This is a genomic window from Streptomyces sp. NBC_00448 (assembly GCF_036014115.1).
Taxonomy (GTDB): Bacteria; Actinomycetota; Actinomycetes; order Streptomycetales; family Streptomycetaceae; genus Actinacidiphila.
The window spans coordinates 1,546,870-1,564,785 of the sequence record NZ_CP107913.1; the positions used below are offsets into that span (position 1 = coordinate 1,546,870).

The window sequence follows — 17,916 nt, forward strand, 5'->3', positions numbered from 1 at the left end:
TGTTGCGAGCTTATCGCGTCGCGGGGACAGGACCCTCCAGGCCGCCCCGTACCGTCGGTTCAGGGACCACCTGCCGGCGGGGGGTTGCTCGCGCGGTTCTCCCCCAGAGCTTCGCCTGGGTGGGGGTGCCCCCGGCGGAGCCAGGGGAGTGCCCCCACGCGCCCCTGGTTTGTCCGGGTCTTCCGGGAAAGGGCACACAGCGGGTTGTACGTTGCGCTAGCGAGCACGTACGCTCCGTAGACCATGTCTTCCGCGGAATGCCTGCCGGCCGAACTCACCGGATTCGTCGGCCGCGACAGCGAACTCGCCGACCTGGCCGAACTGTTGGCGATCAGCCGGCTGACCACGGTGACCGGCACCGGTGGCGTCGGCAAGACCCGTCTGGCCCTGCGCGCCGCAGGCGCCGTACAGAACCGTTTCCGCGACGGCGTGCGCGCGGTGGACCTGTCGGCGCTGCGGGACGCCGAACTCCTCGACCACACGGTCGCCGACGCGCTGCGGGTACCGGACCACACCACGCGCGGCCCGCGCACGGCCCTCGCGGAGTACGTCGCCGACCGCGAACTCCTGCTCGTGGTGGACGGCTTCGACCGGGTCCGTACCGAGTGCGCCGTGCTGACGGCCGAGTTGCTGCGCCGGGCACCGGGACTGCGGGTGCTCGCCGCGGGCCGCCGCCCCCTGGGTATCACCGGGGAGCGGCTGCTGCCGCTGGCGCCGCTGCCGGTGCCGGGCGACGGGGTGCGGCTGTTCACCGAGCGCGCCGCCGAGGTCGTGCCGGGCTTCGCCGTGACCGAGGCGGACAGCGCGACCGTGACCGAGCTGTGCACGCGGCTGGACGGCCTGCCGCTCGCCCTGGAACTCGCGGCGGTGCGGCTGCGCGCGCTGTCGGTGGCCGACGTCCTGCACCGGCTGGACGACCGCTTCCGCCTGCTGACCGGCGGCGACCCGACCGCGCCGGCCCGGCACCGGGCGCTGCGCACCGCGATCGGCTGGAGCCACGAACTGTGCACGCCCGCCGAACGCCTGCTGTGGGCACGGCTGTCGGTCTTCGCCGGCCGGTTCGACCTGGACGCGGTGGAGTACGTCTGCGCGGGTACCGACCTGCCCGAGGCCGACATCGCGGAGACCCTGGCCGGGCTGGTGGCGCAGTCGGTGGTCAGCCGCGAGGCGGACGACCCGTCCGACGGCACCCGCTACCGGATGCTGGAGAGCGTGCGGGAGTACGGCGCCTCCTGGCTCGCCGCACTCGACGACGAGCAGCGGATGCGGCGCCGGCACCGGGACTGGTACCTGGGCCTCGCCACCTGGTGCGAGCTGGACTGGTTCAGCCCGCGGCAGGAGGAGGTCGCCGCACGGGTGTCCGACGCCCTGCCCAACCTGCGACTGGCACTCGACTTCAGCCTCGACGGACCCGCCGAGGACCCGGTCGTCGGCCAGTACCTCGCGGGCACCCTGTGGTTCTGCTGGGTCGGCTGCGGGCGGCTGGCCGAGGGCCGGCACTGGTTGGACCGCGCGCTGGAGGCGTCGGCCGAACCCAGCGACGCCCGGGCGAAGGCGATGTGGGTGGCCGGGTACGTCGCGCTCCTGCAGGGCGACTCGACCGCGGCGCTTTCCGTACTCCAGGAGTGCCGCGCCGAGGCCGACGAGAGCGGGAACGCCACCGCGGCCGCGTACGCCGTGCACCGGCTCGGCTGCCTGGCGCTGGTCTCGGACGACATGCCGGTCGCCGAGCGGTTCATCGGCGACGCGCTCCGCCGCTACCGGCAGATCGGCGAGCTGAACAGCAACGTCCTCATGGGCCAGGTGGAGCTGGCGATGGCGGTGGCCTTCCAGGGCGACGTGCCCCAGGCGGTCCGGCTCGCCGAAGAGGTCCGGGACATCTGCGGCGACCACGGCGAACGCTGGACGCTCGCATACGCCTTGTACGTCCTCGGATACGCGGCCTGGCTGGCGGGCGAGCCGGGCCGGGCGCGGCGGCTCGCGGAGGAGTCGCTCGCCATCAACCACGCCTTCCACGACCTGGTGGGCGCCGTCCTCGCGCTGGAGCTGCTGGCGCTGGTCACCGAGGACGAGGGGGCGCCCCACGAAGCCGCCGTGATCCAGGGCGCGGCCGGTCGGCTGTGGGACTCCGTCGGCCTACGGCTCTTCGGCTCCCGCCACTTCAACGCGCCCCACGCCATCTGCGAGCGCCGCCTCCGCGAACGCCTCTCCGACCGCGCCTACACCGCCGCCCTCCACGAAGGCAGCCGTCTCTCCTTCGACGAAGCGGTCCTCCGCGTCCTGGCACTCCCCCGCCAACACCCCTCCAAGGGCCGCCCTCTCCCCGCCGCCAACCACAACCCCTGACGAAACCGGCACCCACCAACGCAACCGCGCCCCCGAAGGGGCGCGTGGGGGCACTCCCCCTGGCTCCGCCGGGGGCACCCCCACCCAGGTGAAGCTCTGGGGGAGAACTGCGCCGGAAACCACCCACGGAGGCGCACCCGGCACCACACCCGCACCCCAGCGACGCACCCCGACGGAACGTGCACCCAACAACGCAGCCGCGCCCCCGAAGGGGCGCGGGGAACTGCGCGACAAGCCACCCACTACCGGTCACCCGGCACCACACCCGCACTCCAGCGGCGCACCCCCGACAAGGCGAGCCCCTCCATCGCGGCGCAGCCAGAAGCGCAACGGCAACCCATTACCGAGAAGCGCCGCAGGCGGTCAGCGGGCGTAGTACTCCACGACCAGCTGCTCGTCGCAGATGACCGGGATCTCACGGCGGTTGGGGTCACGGTCCAGCCGGAACGCCAGCGCCTGGAGGTTCACCTGGAGGTAGCGGGGCGTCTCTCCGTCGGGCGCCCAGCCACCCTCGCGCGCGACCAGGAACGGGGTCTTCTCCCGGGACCGCTCGCGCACCTGCACGACGTCTTCGGGGCTGACCCGGAACGACGGCTTGTCGACCTTGCGCCCGTTGACCTCGATGTGGCCGTGCACGACCATCTGCCGGGACTGGTAGATCGTGCGGGCCAGCCCGGAGCGGAGCACCAGCGCGTCGAGGCGCCGCTCCAGCTCGACGATCAGCGCCTCGCCGGTCTTGCCCTCGACCTTCTTCGCGCGGTCGTACGCGCGCTGCATCTGCCGCTCGCTGATGTCGTACTGCGCGCGCAGCCGCTGCTTCTCCAGCAGACGGGTCTTGTAGTCGCTGTTCTGCTTGCGACCACGGCCGTGCTCGCCCGGCGGGTAGGGGCGGGCCTCGAAGTACTTGACGGCCTTCGGGGTGAGCGCGATGCCGAGCGCCCGGGACTTCTTGACCTTGGGACGCGACTGATTCACGTGCGTCGAACCTCCGTGTAGATTAGGTAAGGCTTACCTTAGCTGAGGAGTACGCATGATTCGACCCGGGAACCCCGCACCCGAACTGCCGTCGCGACAGCAGGAGAACGGTCAGCCGCGTCCCGAAGTGGAAGAGGCGCCCCGGCAGCCCTCGGCCGCCGAACGCGCGCGCACTCTTGTCGAGGGTAACCCGTCCCTCGCGCTGGCCATTCCCGCGCTGCGCCCGGCACCGGACGAGCCGATGGTGCCGCTGCGCCGCTCCGTGGGGCCCGAAGGCGACGTCTTCCTGCTCTTCCCCCGTGACCACCCCGCGGTGCGGGCGGTCCGGCACGCCACCGACGACGAGGTGCCGGCTGTGCTGGAAGTCACCGACGTGGCGCCGGTCGCCGTCCCGCACCGCATCCGCGGCCGCGCCTGGATCGCCGGGTGGCTCACCCACGTACCCGGCGGCGGCTTCGAGTCCGACGCGGAGCTGCTGCGCCTGGAACCCGGGGAGATCTCCGTGGACGACCTGTGGGGTGCGGCTCTCGTCGAGCCGGACGAGTTCGCCGCCGCCGGGCCCGATCCGCTCGCGCCCTTCGAGACCGATGTCCTCCAGCACCTCGCGGCCGCCCACCCCGAGGAGGTCGCGCTGCTGTGCGGGCTCGTCGGCGAGCCCTGTGCGGGCGGCACCGCCGGCGCGGTGCCCCTGGCACTCGACCGGTTCGGCCTCCGGGTCCGCTTCACCGGGTCCGCCGGTACGTACGACGCCCGCTTTGATTTTCCGAGCCCGGTGGACGGGCCGGCGGCCGCCCGCCGCGCCCTACGGCACCTTTTCGCTTCCGCGCGGGCCTGACCTTCCGGGGGTGCCCCCACGCGCCCCTCGTTGGCGACCCTCTTCTCGCGGAAGAAGTCGCACAACACCAGGGGCACGGAGAACTGCGCGAACAACCTCCGCGGACCACAAGGTCCCGGAACCACGCGGACCGACCGCCCCGGAGGGTCAGTTGCCGCCGGAGAGGCGTTCCCGGACGCGGTCGAGGACATCGGCAACGCGGGCTTCGGCTCCGTAGCGGGTCGGTTCGTAGTAGCGGCGGTCGGCGATCTCGTCCGGCAGGTACTGCTGCGCCGCGATCGCGCCGGGTACGTCGTGCGGGTAGAGGTAGCCCTGGGCGTGGCCGAGCTTGGCCGCGCCCTTGTAGTGCCCGTCCCGCAGATGCATGGGCACCGGGCCGGCCTTGCCCGCCCGGACATCCTCCAGGGCCGCCCCGATCGCGGTGGTCGCCGCGTTGGACTTCGGCGCGAGGGCGAGCGCGATCGTGGCGTGGCTGAGGATGAGCGACGCCTCGGGGAACCCGATCATCGCGACCGCCTGCGCCGCGGCGACCGCCGTGGGCAGGGCGGTCGGGTCGGCCAGTCCGATGTCCTCGCTCGCCGAGATCATCAGCCGGCGGGCGATGAAACGGGGGTCCTCCCCGGCCACGATCATCCGTGCCAGGTAGTGCAGCGCCGCGTCCACGTCGGAGCCGCGGATCGACTTGATCAGGGCGCTCGCCACGTCGTAGTGCTGGTCGCCGTCGCGGTCGTAGGCCACCGCGGCGCGGTCGACGGCCTCCTCGACGGTGGCGAGGGTGATGGTGTCCTCGCCCTTGGCGAGGGCGGCGCCGGCGCCTGCCTCCAGGGCGGTCAGCGCGCGCCGGGCGTCACCGCCGGCGATCCGCAGCAGGTGGTCCTCGGCGTCCTGCGGAAGGGTGACCGCGCCGTCGAGCCCCCGCTCCTCGGTGAGCGCGCGGCGCAGCACCCCGCGGATGTCGTCGTCGGTGAGGGATTCGAGGGTCAGCAGCAGGGAGCGGCTCAGCAGCGGCGAGATCACCGAGAAGTACGGGTTCTCCGTGGTCGCCGCGATCAGGGTGACCCAGCGGTTCTCCACGGCGGGCAGCAGCGAGTCCTGCTGGGCCTTGCTGAAGCGGTGGATCTCGTCGAGGAACAGCACGGTCTCGCGGTTGTACCCACCGGCTTGGCGCTTGGCGCTCTCGATGACCGCGCGGACCTCCTTCACGCCCGCGGTGATCGCCGAGAGTTCCACGAACCGCTTGTTGGTGGCCTTGCTGACCACGTACGCGAGCGTGGTCTTTCCGGTGCCGGGCGGGCCCCACAGGATCACCGAGGAGGCGCCCGCGGGTCCGGTGCCGTCGTCACCGACCAACCGCCGCAGTGGTGAGCCCGGGCGCAGCAGGTGCTGCTGGCCCACCACCTCCTCCAAGGTGCGCGGGCGCATCCGCACCGCGAGCGGGCTGCTGCCCGGGTCCCGCTCCCGCCGCTCCTCGGCCGCCGCACTGAACAGATCTGGCTCCACCCGTGCAGCGTATGCCACCCCTGTGACACTCCCCGACCGCGCGCCGCCGAAGCACCGTCGCGGGGACGGATGTTTCGCCGTCGTCGCAGGTCAGGCGGTCAGATGACGGTCTTCCAGTAGTACCAGAAGTGGGTCAGGATCAGCAGGCCGATCACCGCGTACCAGACCACCGGCACCACCCAGTGGAACTCCAGCACGGCCGAGCGGACCTTGCCCGGCACCTTGATCAGGCCGTGCCTGATGTTGTGCACGGCCGTGTACCAGAAGATCAGGATGGTGACGACCCAGGCGAGGCAGCACCACAGGCAGACCGCGTGGATGTTGTAGATCGTCTGGTACTGGAGCCAGCTGATGAAGCCGACGCCGAACAGGCCGCCGGCCTGCAGGCCGTACCAGAACCACGGCTTGTAGCCGCGGCCGCCGGCGAGCACACCCATGGCGACGCAGATCACCACGCCGTAGGCGACCAGGCCGATGATCGGGTTCTGGAAACCGAAGGCGTGCGCCTGCTTGCTCTCCATCACGCTGCCGCAGGCGATGACCGGGTTCAGGCTGCACGAGAAGTGTGTGGGCTTGCCCTCGACGGTGTTCTGCAGCAGGACGAACTTGTCGTTGGTGATGACGAAGGACGCGACCAGGCCGAGCACGCCGGAGATCAGCAGCAGCCAGGTGAATGCCTTCGTCGGCGCAATCCCGCCCGGTTCCTGCGGTTCGCGGTCGCCGTCCGTTCGCGTCTCGTCCAACGCGGAAGTCGTCATGATCGCCGATCTCTCAGGTCCGTGGGGCGGGCACCAAACATTGTGCACCAGGGCGGTGAGAACGGCGTAAGGTCTGCCGCCCTGGTACACGGACGAGCGGTTTAAACCAGCCGTTCCTTGACGGTTTCCGCCACCTCGGCGAGCGTGACCGGGCCCTGCTCGCCGCTGGCGAGGTCCTTGAGCTGGACCACGCCCTCGGCCAGGTCCCGCTCCCCCGCGACGATCGCGAGACGGGCACCGGAGCGGTCCGCGGACTTCATCGCGTTCTTGATGCCCTTGCCGCCGAACGCGAAGTCCGCCGCGATCCCGGCCCGCCGCAACTCCGTGACCAGCGCGAACAGCGCGCGCCTGGCCTGCTCGCCGAGCGGCACCGCGTACACGTCGGTGGCCGCGGGCAGCGCGAGTTCCACTCCCTCGGCCTTGAGCGCGAGCACGGTGCGGTCCACGCCCAGCGCCCAGCCGACCGACGGCAGCGACGGGCCGCCGATCATCTCGGACAGGCCGTCGTACCGCCCGCCGCCGCCGACCGCGGACTGCGAGCCGAGGGCGTCGTGGACGAACTCGAAGGTGGTGCGGGTGTAGTAGTCCAGGCCCCTGACCAGGCGCGGGTCGTCCTCGTACGTCACGCCGGCCGCGGTCAGCAGGTCGCGGACCTGCTCGTGGTACTCCTTGCACGCCTCGCACAGGTGATCAATGATGAGCGGCGCGCCGGCGAGTTGACGCTGCACGGCCTCCCGCTTGTCGTCCAGCACCCGCAGCGGGTTGATCTCGATCCGCTTGCGGGTGTCGTCGTCGAGGTCGAGGCCGCGCAGGAAGTCCTGGAGGGCGGCCCGGTAGGCCGGGCGGCACTCCTTGTCGCCGAGCGAGTTGAGCAGCAGCCGGAAGTCGCGCAGGCCGAGCGAGCGGTACGCGTCGACCGCCAGGATGATCAACTCGGCGTCCAGCGCCGGGTCCTCGGCGCCGATCGCCTCGGCGCCGACCTGCGAGAAGTGCCGGTACCGGCCTGCCTGCGGGCGCTCGTAGCGGTAGTAGGAGCCGGAGTACCAGAGCTTCACCGGCAGGTTGCCGGCCTTGTGCAGGTTGGCCTGGAGAGCGGCGCGCAGCACCGACGCGGTGCCTTCGGGGCGCAGCGCGAGTTCGGTCCCGCCCTTGGTGGAGAAGGCGTACATCTCCTTGGTGACGATGTCGGTGGACTCGCCGACACCGCGGGCGAACAGTTCGACGTGCTCGAAGCCGGGGGTCTCGACGTATCCGTAGCCGGCCCGGCGGGCCGGGGCGGCGATCGCCTCGCGCACCGCGAGGAACGCCGCGGAGTCGGGCGGCAGAAGGTCGTACGTGCCCTTGGGGGCCTGGAACGTGCTCACGGCAGTGACAGTCACAATCCTCGTCGTGGAGCCGGGTCGTCGCCGGTTCCGTGGCCGCCGGCCACCTTGCCCAGATAGGGGTTGGTGGCGCGTTCGCGGCCGATGGTCGTCTGGGGGCCGTGCCCGGAGAGCACCACCGTCGAGTCGTCGAGCGGCAGGCACACGCGGGCCAGCGACTCGTAGAGCTCGGCGGTGTCGCCACCGGGCAGGTCGGTGCGTCCGACGGAGCCGGCGAACAACAGGTCGCCCGAGAAGAACACCGACGGGATGTCGGTGGTCGGGGGCAGCCGGTAGGTCACCGACCCCTTGGTATGGCCGGGCGCGTGCGCGACGCCGAACTCCAGACCGGCCAGGGCGAGGGTCTCGCCGTCGGTCAGTTCCCTGAGGTCGTCGGGCTCGCCGACGGTCAGATCCGCGAACAGCGGGGCGCCGACGGCCATGCCGATCGCCTTCTCCGGTTCGCTGAGCATGTAGCGGTCGGCGGGGTGCAGCCAGGCGGGCACGTCGTGCGCGCCGCAGACCGGCAGCACCGAGGCGACGTGGTCGACGTGGCCGTGGCTGAGGATGACGGCCACGGGCTTGAGCCGGTGCTTGGCGAGGACGTCCTCGACGCCCTGGGTCGCGTCGACGCCCGGGTCGATGATCACGCACTCTTCGCCGGCGGCGGGCGCGACCACGTAGCAGTTCGTGCCCCACGCCCCGGCGGGGAACCCGGCAATGAGCACGTTCGTCCTTCTGTCGTCCGCGGTCGGCTGCCTTGAGCCTACCGGCGAGCGGGGCGCGGCTGCGAACCGGTTGTCGGGCGGTGCGCGGACTGGACGGCAGGTGTGGCGTGACGCGAAGATCTGCGGCACGTACATTCGCATACGGCAGCTTCGGCACCGGCTGTGTCTCCTCGGATACAGCCGGCGCACAGGAAACATACAACGCAAAGCGTCGGTGCGCGGCACCTGGCGGACAACCGACACTCAGACGACGGAGACGGCGAAGTGACCACCAGAGATCAGCGGCGGCGGCAGCTCGCCCGGGACAAGTTCGCGCGCCAGCAGCAGCGCCGGGTGAGTGCACAGCGCAAGACGCGGGTGCGCAACTCGGTGATCGCCGTGGTGGTCGCCGTGGTGGTCGCCTCGCTCGGCGGGGCTTACGCGGCAGGCGCGTTCGACGGCAGCAGCAAGAAGAAGGACGACGCGGCTGCGACCAGCCCGACCCCGTCCGCGGCGCCGACCACCTCCGCGGCGCCCAAGGGACCGGACCCCTGCAAGAAGGCCGCGGCGGGCAAGCCCGGCACCAAGCAGTGGAAGAAGGAGCCGGCGATGTCCATCGACAAGTCCGCCGCCTACACCTTCGACCTCCAGACCACCTGCGGCGACATCTCGATGGCGCTGGAGACGGCCAAGGCCCCGCACACCGTCAACTCGTTCAAGTTCCTGGCCGACCAGGGCTTCTTCGACCACACCGTCTGCCACCGGCTGACCACCACCGGGATCTACGTCCTCCAGTGCGGCGACCCGACCGGCCAGGGCTCCGGCGGTCCGGGATACACCATCCCCGACGAGAACCTGAAGGCGTTCGGCAAGGCCGACGCGACCTCCGGTTCGGTCACGTACCCGGCGGGCACCGTCGCGATGGCCAACACCGGCCAGGCGCACACCGGCGGCAGCCAGTTCTTCCTGGTCTACAAGGACAGCCCGCTGCCCCCGCAGTACACCCCGTTCGGCACGATCTCCAAGGCCGGCCTGAAGGTGCTCGACAAGATCGCCGCCGACGGCGAGAGCACCGGCCAGGGCGACGGCGCGCCGAACGCGACCGTGGTGATCAACAAGGCGACGGTGGAGAAGTCCTGACCCCCGGCCGGGCCGCGACCGCTACCTGACCATGATCGGACCGAGTCCTGATCGGTATCCGAATTCGCGATTGGGCGCGCATCGGATGCGGACAGCCGGGGCGCCGGTCGCCTATGTTGGCGTTGGGACCGGTCAGGGCGTGCGGCCCGGCCGGAGAGACACTGTGGACGATGCCCGCCGGCGGTGACGTAAGTGGGCATCACATGAGGGAGGCGCTGTGAGCAGCGACCCGTGGGGCCGCGTCGATGAGACGGGGACCGTGTACGTGCGTACGGCCGACGGTGAGAAGGAGGTCGGTTCGTGGCAGGCGGGCTCCCCTGACGAGGCGCTCGCCTACTACGAGCGCAAGTACGAGGGGCTCGTCGTGGAGATCGGCCTCCTCGAACGGCGGGTGCGGACCACCGATCTGGCGCCCAAGGAGGCGCTGGCCGCGATCGAGCACCTGCGTACCGCGGTGACCGAGGCGCATGCGGTCGGCGACCTGGCGGCGCTGGGCACCCGGCTGGACGCGCTGGTGGCGCTGGTGGACACCCGGCGCGAGGAGCGCAGGGCGGTCCGGGCGAAGCAGAGCGAGGAGGCGAAGACCGCCAAGGAGAAACTGGTCGCCGAGGCCGAGGAGTTGGCCGAGAGCGAGCAGTGGCGCACCGCGGGTGAGCGGCTGCGGGCTCTGGTGGACACCTGGAAGGGCCTGCCCCGACTGGACCGCAAGGCCGACGACGAGTTGTGGCACCGCTTCAGCCACGCCCGTTCGGTCTTCTCCAAGCGGCGCAAGGCGCACTTCGCGTCGCTGGACGCGCAGCGCGAGGAGGCCCGGCGGACCAAGGAGAAGCTGGTCACCGAGGCGCAGTCGCTGTCAGGTTCGACGGACTGGGGGCCCACCGCGGCCCGCTACCGCGAGTTGATGACGGAGTGGAAGGCGGCCGGCCGCGCCCAGCGCGAGGCCGAGGACGACCTGTGGAACCGGTTCCGCGGTGCGCAGGACGTCTTCTTCGCCGCCCGTTCCGAGGTGTTCGCCGAGCGGGACAGCGAGCAGCGGGACAACCTCGCCCGCAAGGAGGAGTTGGTCACCGAGGCGGAGAAGCTGCTGCCGGTAACCGATCTCAAGTCCGCGCGGGCGGCGTTCCGTTCGATCAACGAGCGGTGGGAGGCGATCGGCCATGTGCCGCGCGACGCCCGGCCGCGGATCGAGGGGCGCATGCACACCGTGGAGCGGGCGCTGCAGGACTCGGAGGAAGCCGAGTGGCGGCGCACCAACCCGGAGGTCCGGGCTCGTGCCGCCGGCCTGACCGGCCAACTCCAGTCCGCCGTGGAGAAGTTGCGCGGCCAGATCGACACGGCGCGCGCCGCGGGGAACTCCGCGAAGGCCGACAAGCTCCAAGCCGAGCTCGACGGCCGCCAGGCCCTCCTGGACGCGGCCCTGAAGGGCATGGGCGAGTTCGGGGGCTGACCCCGCCCACCGGTTCCCCGCGCCTCTGCTGGTGCGGCTCCTCCCGCAACAGGGGTGAGCCGTCAGCAGCAAGGGGCGCGGGGAACCGCGCGAGCAACCGTCCGCGAACCGCGAGGTCCGGGCATATCCGCAACCAGGCAGCCCAGGCGCCCGGGCGGTCCCGTTGCCGCCTACCGCTGCCGGCCGGCGGGCTACCGCCCGCGTTCGCCGGGGCCGAGTTCGGTCAGGTCCAGGGCGTGCTTGAGCACCTCGCATGCCTGGATGTGGTTGCCGGACTCCTGGAGCAGGTCGGCGAGGCGCCGGCAGACCTGGACCGCCTCGGGCCCGAACGACTTGTGGGTCTCCATGAACGCCTGCTCCAGCACCTCGACGGCCTCCCGGCTCCGCCCGGTGTCGGCGAGCAGTTCCGCCAGTTCGAGCTGGACGGCGAAGTTGTTCGCCCCGGTGCCGGGCGCGCCTTCCTGCAACGCGAGCCGCAGCACCGGCAGCGCGTCCCTGCTGCGGCCCACGGACCGCAGCAGGCGGGCGAGGTTGAGCCCGGCGGCGAGCATGGCCGCCCGCACCTCCTCGCGCAGCACCGGTCCCGCGGGGACGGGTTCGGTGGCGGCGGCGCGGTTGCGGACCAGCGGCAGGCGGCCGGTGTTGTTCTCCTGGTGGCGCTGCGGACGCGGGCGGTTCTTGGCCCGCAGCCGCACGTCCAGCAGCTGGTAGATCGTCTCCAGGTCGATGAGTTCGGGGCCGTCGTCGATGCCCAGGCGCATGATGTCCAGGAGTTCGCCGGTGAAGGCGGTGTACCTCTCGCCGTCGGGCGCCAGTGCCACCCGGTCCCGGGGCGAGGCCGCGAGCACGTAGGCGCCGTCCACCGCGGTCTCGTCGGCGATGCCGCCGTCCAGGGCCCGCGCGGCGCGGCCGCTGAAGCAGCAGTCGAGGACGATGATCTTGCGGCGGGCCCGGGACTGGCGTACGGCCGTGCGCAGATGCTGGTAGGCGACGGCGGTGTAGCCGGTGTTGGCCCGCGACCCGGACAGGGCGAGGTACAGGTCCGCGGATTCCGCGTCCCGCAGGCCGTGGCCCGCGTAGTACACCAGCAGCGTGTCGGCGGCCTCGTCCCCGGCGCGGTGCACCGGGTCGAGCAGCGCCGAGGAGTCCTGCGGGTCGGTGACCACCAGGCAGTGCGGGTCGGGCAGGCCCCACAGCATCGGATCGCCCAGTGCCTGTGCGAGGTCGCGCAGGTTGGCGTTGACCGCGGGCAACTGCTCCAACTGGAGGTAGGCGGCGGTGCCGATGAGCACGGCACGCGAGGCCATCGGGTCAGGAAGGCGTTCCATCACCTTCCGGCTCTTCCGTGAGGCGGGCGGGGATGTTCTCGTCCGGGCGGGGCGCCGGGGTGTGCGCGGCAAGGGAAGACGCGGGAGCGGGCGCAGGCGCAGGCACGGGAGCGGCAGACGGCGGGGACGGGAACGGAGGCGGAGGCGGGGACGGAGGCGGGGACGGAGCCGGAGGCGCGGGGATTCTCGGAGGTGTCGAGGGCATGGGCGGTGGTGGAGGGGCGGCGGCCGCGATCGCCATCTGATCCGCCGGAACCGGTCCTCGTGCCTCCGCCCCGTCGGGACGCTCCGCCGTCAGGAGTTCGACGGCGCGGGCGAGCGTCGCCGCGTCGACCTCCGGCGTCGCCGGAATCTCCACCGTCATCCGGCCCCGCCGCAGCGTGATGGCCGGCGGCCGATGCCGGGCGTCACGCCACTGGAGGAGGGAGACCAACAGAGCCCCGGCGGACAGGCCGGAACCGATGGAGAGTTGCAGGATGTCGAAGGCGCCGCCCATCCTGCCGGGTTGGGGCGGCGTGCCGTCGCGGACCCGGCCGTCCGCGCGGCCTGCCAGGTTCTCGTCGGCGCGCACCCAGCGCAGCAGGGAGCGCAGGTCGTCCTCCGCGCTGTCCCCCGGGTCGCCGGCCGTCCTCACATCGATCTCAACCACGTCCGGTGCCCCTTTCCGCTTCGCATCGCTCGCTCACCGCGGAGAACAGCGCCACGGCCTCTCCGCCCGCGCCCAGCCGGGACAGGCACATCGCCTGCCAGAACTGGGCGGCCAGCGTCGTGGGGTGGTCGCGGCCGAGGGAGGTCGGGCAGACCCGGGCGAGCGTGCCGAGAATGCGCACCGCCTCCTGAAGGTCGCCGCGGTGCACGAGGGTGACGGCCTCGCGCAGCCGGGACGTCGCCTTCGGCTCCGTCATGCCGCTCATCACCATCTGCTGGGTGGTACCGCTGAGCGCGAGCCGGTCGGAAGCTCCCGTCGTGGGCCACTGCGCGGCCTCCTGCTCGGCGGTGGACCGCGGCCCCCCGAGGGTGACCTGCGGGTTACCCAGATACTCGGGGGTCTCGGCCGGTGCGGCCGCCGCGTCAGGCGCGCCCACCGCGTCAGGCGCTGCCGGCGATTCAGGAACGTCCGGCACGTCCGGCACGGTGAACCCGTCCGGTACGAGCGCGGGCGCGACCTGGTGAACGCTGGCCACCGCCTGGTCCCGTACGCACCTGGCGACCATGTCCCGTACCAGCTGCGTGGTCTCCGGTGCGGAGCCGAGCGGAAGCGCGTCCAGCACCTCGGCCGCGCTCGCAGGCCGTCGAACAACGTCCCGCTCGGTCAGCGCGTCCACGAGCGCGGCCAGTCGCTCGGGTATGCCGGGTGTGCCCGCGAGCCGCGGCACCCCGACGTCCACGACCTGGAAGACGATGCCCGCGACCTCTTCCTCGTCGGTGAACGGCTCCCGCCCGGTGAGCATCGTGTACATGCAGGTGCCCAGCCCGTACAGGTCGGCGGTGGGCCGGGGCGAGGCGCCGCGCATGGTCTCCGGCGGCAGGTGCCGCGGGGTGCCCACGACGTCGCCGACCCCGGTGAGCGGGGTGTTGTCGAGGACCCGGGACAGCCCGAAATCATGGAGCACGACCCGGCCGGACCGGGTGACCATCACATTCGACGGTTTGACGTCGCGGTGCACCACACCTGCCTCGTGGACTGCTTCGAGGCCCCTGCAGATGCTCACCGCGACGGTCTCGACCACCTCGACGGGCAGCGCTCCCTCGCGCTCGACGAGGGTCAACAGCTCGACGCCGTCGAGGAGTTCCATCACCAGGAAGGGGGTGCCCCCGGAGTCCGCGCCGGCGTCCTGGACCCGGACCACCGAGGCGGAGCTGATCCTGGCCAGCGTCTCGGCCTCGCGCCGGAAGCGCTCGAAGACGACGGGATCGGCGTTCAGTCCGCCGGCGGCGAGGACCTTGACCGCCACCCGGCGGCCCAGCGTCAGGTCCTCCGCCTCGTAGACGCGGCTGGTGCCGCCTGCCCCGAGCGGCCGGAGTAACCGGTAGCGGTCGCCGAGTACGCCGCCCCCTGCCGTCGCCATCCCCGCCTCCCCGTCCCCGACATGGCCCACGATGAGGACGATCCTATGCCGCCGGGCGGGGCTACCGCTGCCGGCCGGAGGTCACCCGGTAGACGTCGTAGACGCCCTCGACACCGCGGACGGCCTTCAGGACGTGGCCGAGGTGCTTCGGGTCGCCCATCTCGAAGGTGAACCGGGAGATCGCCACCCGGTCGCGCGACGTCTGCACCGCCGCCGACAGGATGTTGACGTGCTGGTCGGACAGCACGCGTGTGACGTCGGAGAGCAGCCGGGCCCGGTCCAGCGCCTCGACCTGGATGGCGACCAGGAAGACCGAGGACTGGGTGGGCGCCCACTCGACGTCGATGATCCGCTCGGGCTGCTGGGAGAGCGAGTCGACGTTGACGCAGTCGGCGCGGTGCACCGAGACGCCGTTGCCCCGGGTGACGAAGCCGATGATCGGATCGCCCGGCACGGGGGTGCAGCAGCGGGAGAGCTTCACCCACACATCGCTCTCGCCCTTGACGATGACGCCCGGGTCGGCGTTCTTCCGCCGCTTCGTACGGCCCTGGGTGGGCGTGGTGATCTCGGCGATGTCCTCGGTGGCGCCGTCCTCCCCGCCGAGCGCGTCGACCAGCTTCTGCACTACGGACTGCGCGGTGATGTGCCCCTCGCCGATCGCCGCGTACAGCGCGGAGATGTCGGGGTAGCGCATCTCGTGGGCGAGGGTGACCAGCGAGTCGCCGGTGAGCACCCGCTGGATCGGCAGGTTCTGCTTGCGCATCGCGCGGGCGATGGCTTCCTTGCCCTGCTCGACCGCCTCCTCGCGGCGCTCCTTGGAGAACCAGGCGCGGATCTTGTTGCGGGCCCGGGGCGACTTGACGAAGCCCAGCCAGTCCTGGGACGGCCCGGCACCGGACGCCTTGGAGGTGAACACCTCCACGGTGTCGCCGTTGTCGAGGGTGGACTCCAGCGGCACCAACCGCCCGTTGACGCGGGCACCGATGGTGCGGTGGCCGACCTCGGTGTGCACCGCGTAGGCGAAGTCGACCGGGGTGGCGCCGGCCGGCAGCGCTATCACGTCACCCTTGGGGGTGAAGACGAAGACCTCGCTCTGCGACAGGTCGAACCGCAGCGACTCCAGGAACTCGCCCGGGTCCTCGGTCTCCTTCTGCCAGTCGAGCAACTGGCGCAGCCACGCCATGTCGTTGACAGCGTCGTCCTTCTTGTCCGAACGCGGGCTGTCGGTACGCACCTTGGAGGCGCCGGCCACCGCTTCCTGCTTGTACTTCCAGTGCGCGGCGATGCCGTACTCGGCGCGGCGGTGCATGTCGAAGGTGCGGATCTGCAGCTCGACGGGCTTGCCGCTGGGGCCGATCACGGTGGTGTGCAGCGACTGGTACATGTTGAACTTCGGCATCGCGATGTAGTCCTTGAACCGGCCGGGGACCGGGTTCCATCGCGCGTGAATGGTGCCGAGTGCCGCGTAGCAGTCCCTGACGGTGTCGACCAGCACCCGGATGCCGACCAGGTCGTAGATCTCCGCGAAGTCCCGGCCGCGAACGATCATCTTCTGGTAGACGCTGTAGTAGTGCTTCGGCCGGCCGGTGACGGTGGCCTTGATCCGGGCCGCGCGCAGGTCCTGCTGGACCTGGTCGGTGACCACGGCGAGGTACTCGTCGCGCTTGGGAGCGCGCTCGGCGACGAGGCGGACGATCTCGTCGTACATCTTCGGGTAGAGGATCGCGAAGGCGAGGTCCTCCAGCTCCCACTTGATGGTGTTCATGCCCAGCCGGTGGGCGAGCGGGGCGTAGATCTCCAGCGTCTCGCGGGCCTTCTTCTCCTGCTTCTCCCGCTTCAGATAGCGCATGGTGCGCATGTTGTGCAGCCGGTCGGCGAGCTTGATGACCAGGACCCGGGGGTCCTTGGCCATCGCGACGACCATCTTGCGGACCGTCTCGGCCTGCGCGGCCTCGCCGAACTTGACCTTGTCCAGCTTGGTGACGCCGTCGACGAGCAGGGCGACCCGGTCGCCGAAGTCGCGGCGCAACTGCTCCAGGCCGTACTCGGTGTCCTCGACGGTGTCGTGCAGCAGCCCGGCCATCAAGGTGGCGGGGTCCATGCCCAGCTCGGCGAGGATGGTGGTGACCGCCAGCGGGTGGGTGATGTACGGGTCGCCGCTCTTGCGCTTCTGGCCGCGGTGCCAGCGCTCGGCGACCTGGTAGGCGGCCTCGATCTGCCGCAGTTGCGCGCTGTCGCCCTTGGGGTCGTTGCCCCGCACGACCCGCAGCAGCGGTTCGAGCACCGGGTTGTACGCGCTGGAGCGCTGCACGCCGAGCCGGGCGAGCCGGGCGCGGACCCGGCTGGAGGACGGACCGGGGCGGGTCGGCGCGACGCTCCCGGGGGTGCGGACCGGCCGGATGGCGGCCGGGGCGGGCTTGGGCGCGAGTGTGGCGCCGTCGCGCTCCCCGTCACGCTCCCTGTCGCTCTCCGGCTGCGCCGTCTCCGCCGTGTCGGGCGCGGGCGCGGACCGGGGCGCGGACGGAGGTGGGCCCGCGGACGAGGAGGCGGACGCGGGCGCCGGCGTGACAGGCGCGGGCGTGCCCTCCCCGCCGTCGGCCGGACCCCTCCCCTGGGCGGTCCCGTCAGCGGCGTTGAGCGGCTGGGCCTGGTCTGGCAACGGCACTCCTCACGCGGTGGAAGTCCCATGGTAACGAGCGGCGGCGCCCGGCGGGCGGCCCGCCAGGGGCAAGGCGGCCCCGGCCGGACCTCCGCGGGCCCCGGAAGGCGCGGAGCGCGGGCGTACACCGGTGCGCGCCGGTGTACGCCCCCTGGGGCCGCCAGGGTGGCCCGGCCCGCCGCTCGGCGCCCCAGCGGCTCCGGCGGCCCCGTTACGGACTCAGACCACCACGAGCGCGTCGAGCGGCACGCCCTTCAGCGCCGGGGCGAGCCGCTCCCGGCCACCGAGCACGGCCAGCTCCAGCAGCACCGCCAGGCCGACGACGCTCGCGCCGGTGCGGCCGATCAGGTCGAGCGCGGCCTCGGCGGTGCCACCGGTGGCGAGCACGTCGTCGATCACGATCACCCGGTCGCCGGGGCCGAAGGCGTCGGTGTGCACCTCGATCTCGGCGGTGCCGTACTCCAGCGCGTAGCCCTGCGCGAGGGTCGGGCCGGGCAGCTTGCCCGCCTTGCGGACCGGTACGAAGCCGAGCCGGGCGCGGGCGGCGGCGGGCGCGGCCAGGATGAAGCCTCTCGCCTCCAGGCCGACGACCTTGGTGGCCGCGTGCCGGCTGCACAGCCCGGCGAGCGCGTCCACGAGGGCGTTGAACGCCACCGGGTCGGCGAGCAGCGGCGTGATGTCCTTGAACATCACCCCGGGCTGCGGATAGTCCGGCACGTCGCGAATCCGGGACAGCAGCAGGTCCCGCAGCTCGGAGGAGGCGGCTTCCGTCGTGGTCATGGTGCTTCTTT

General features: G+C 72.0%; 14 protein-coding genes. 4 read left to right on the plus strand and 10 right to left on the minus strand.

Going from position 1 to position 17,916, the window contains the following annotated elements; translation table 11 throughout:
- Positions 1-243 precede the first annotated feature (243 nt).
- On the plus strand, positions 244-2,346 hold the full coding sequence (locus OG370_RS06500; RefSeq protein ID WP_328461525.1) for an ATP-binding protein: 2,103 nt from the start codon (positions 244-246) through the stop codon (positions 2,344-2,346).
- Between the two features lie 363 nt (positions 2,347-2,709).
- Here OG370_RS06500 and rpsD read toward each other — a convergent pair whose 3' ends face one another.
- Positions 2,710-3,321, minus strand: a complete 612-nt coding sequence (rpsD, locus tag OG370_RS06505) for a 30S ribosomal protein S4 (protein WP_328461527.1) — start codon at positions 3,319-3,321, stop codon at positions 2,710-2,712.
- Between the two features lie 55 nt (positions 3,322-3,376).
- Here rpsD and OG370_RS06510 point away from each other — a divergent pair, with 55 nt between their 5' ends.
- The gene (locus OG370_RS06510) at positions 3,377-4,156 is read left to right on the plus strand and encodes a DUF2470 domain-containing protein (RefSeq protein WP_328461529.1); all 780 of its coding nucleotides are present in this window, start codon (positions 3,377-3,379) and stop codon (positions 4,154-4,156) included.
- A 147-nt stretch (positions 4,157-4,303) separates the two neighbouring features.
- Here the strand turns inward: OG370_RS06510 and OG370_RS06515 are convergent, their stop codons facing one another.
- The 4 genes from OG370_RS06515 to OG370_RS06530 all read right to left on the minus strand — a co-directional run bounded on the left by OG370_RS06515 (position 4,304) and on the right by OG370_RS06530 (position 8,503).
- Entirely contained in the window at positions 4,304-5,656 is a 1,353-nt protein-coding gene (locus tag OG370_RS06515) for a replication-associated recombination protein A (RefSeq protein ID WP_328461531.1), read from the minus strand.
- A gap of 98 nt (positions 5,657-5,754) precedes the next feature.
- Entirely contained in the window at positions 5,755-6,414 is a 660-nt protein-coding gene (locus OG370_RS06520; RefSeq protein ID WP_328461533.1) for a vitamin K epoxide reductase family protein, read from the minus strand.
- A gap of 101 nt (positions 6,415-6,515) precedes the next feature.
- A complete protein-coding gene (gene hisS / locus OG370_RS06525; protein WP_328461535.1) occupies positions 6,516-7,778 on the minus strand; it encodes a histidine--tRNA ligase in 1,263 nt (420 codons plus the stop codon).
- An 11-nt stretch (positions 7,779-7,789) separates the two neighbouring features.
- On the minus strand, positions 7,790-8,503 hold the full coding sequence (locus tag OG370_RS06530) for an MBL fold metallo-hydrolase (protein ID WP_328461537.1): 714 nt from the start codon (positions 8,501-8,503) through the stop codon (positions 7,790-7,792).
- Between the two features lie 264 nt (positions 8,504-8,767).
- Here OG370_RS06530 and OG370_RS06535 point away from each other — a divergent pair, with 264 nt between their 5' ends.
- Both OG370_RS06535 and OG370_RS06540 read left to right on the plus strand, forming a co-directional pair.
- A complete protein-coding gene (locus OG370_RS06535; RefSeq protein WP_328461539.1) occupies positions 8,768-9,622 on the plus strand; it encodes a peptidylprolyl isomerase in 855 nt (284 codons plus the stop codon).
- A 217-nt stretch (positions 9,623-9,839) separates the two neighbouring features.
- Positions 9,840-11,069: a DUF349 domain-containing protein gene (locus tag OG370_RS06540; RefSeq protein ID WP_328461541.1), complete on the plus strand. Its 1,230-nt coding sequence runs from the start codon at positions 9,840-9,842 to the stop codon at positions 11,067-11,069.
- A 191-nt stretch (positions 11,070-11,260) separates the two neighbouring features.
- On the opposite strand, the gene OG370_RS06545 is transcribed toward OG370_RS06540, so the two are convergent.
- The 5 genes from OG370_RS06545 to OG370_RS06565 all read right to left on the minus strand — a co-directional run bounded on the left by OG370_RS06545 (position 11,261) and on the right by OG370_RS06565 (position 17,905).
- Positions 11,261-12,397, minus strand: a complete 1,137-nt coding sequence (locus tag OG370_RS06545) for a caspase family protein (RefSeq protein WP_328461543.1) — start codon at positions 12,395-12,397, stop codon at positions 11,261-11,263.
- Positions 12,381-13,046: an effector-associated constant component EACC1 gene (locus OG370_RS06550; protein WP_328461545.1), complete on the minus strand. Its 666-nt coding sequence runs from the start codon at positions 13,044-13,046 to the stop codon at positions 12,381-12,383. The genes OG370_RS06545 and OG370_RS06550 overlap by 17 nt, the downstream gene beginning before the upstream one ends.
- Positions 13,039-14,466, minus strand: a complete 1,428-nt coding sequence (locus OG370_RS06555) for a serine/threonine-protein kinase (RefSeq protein ID WP_328461547.1) — start codon at positions 14,464-14,466, stop codon at positions 13,039-13,041. The genes OG370_RS06550 and OG370_RS06555 overlap by 8 nt, the downstream gene beginning before the upstream one ends.
- 61 nt (positions 14,467-14,527) lie before the next feature.
- Entirely contained in the window at positions 14,528-17,125 is a 2,598-nt protein-coding gene (locus OG370_RS06560; RefSeq protein ID WP_443060624.1) for a RelA/SpoT family protein, read from the minus strand.
- A 219-nt stretch (positions 17,126-17,344) separates the two neighbouring features.
- Positions 17,345-17,905: an adenine phosphoribosyltransferase gene (locus OG370_RS06565; protein ID WP_328461549.1), complete on the minus strand. Its 561-nt coding sequence runs from the start codon at positions 17,903-17,905 to the stop codon at positions 17,345-17,347.
- Positions 17,906-17,916: the final 11 nt, after the last annotated feature.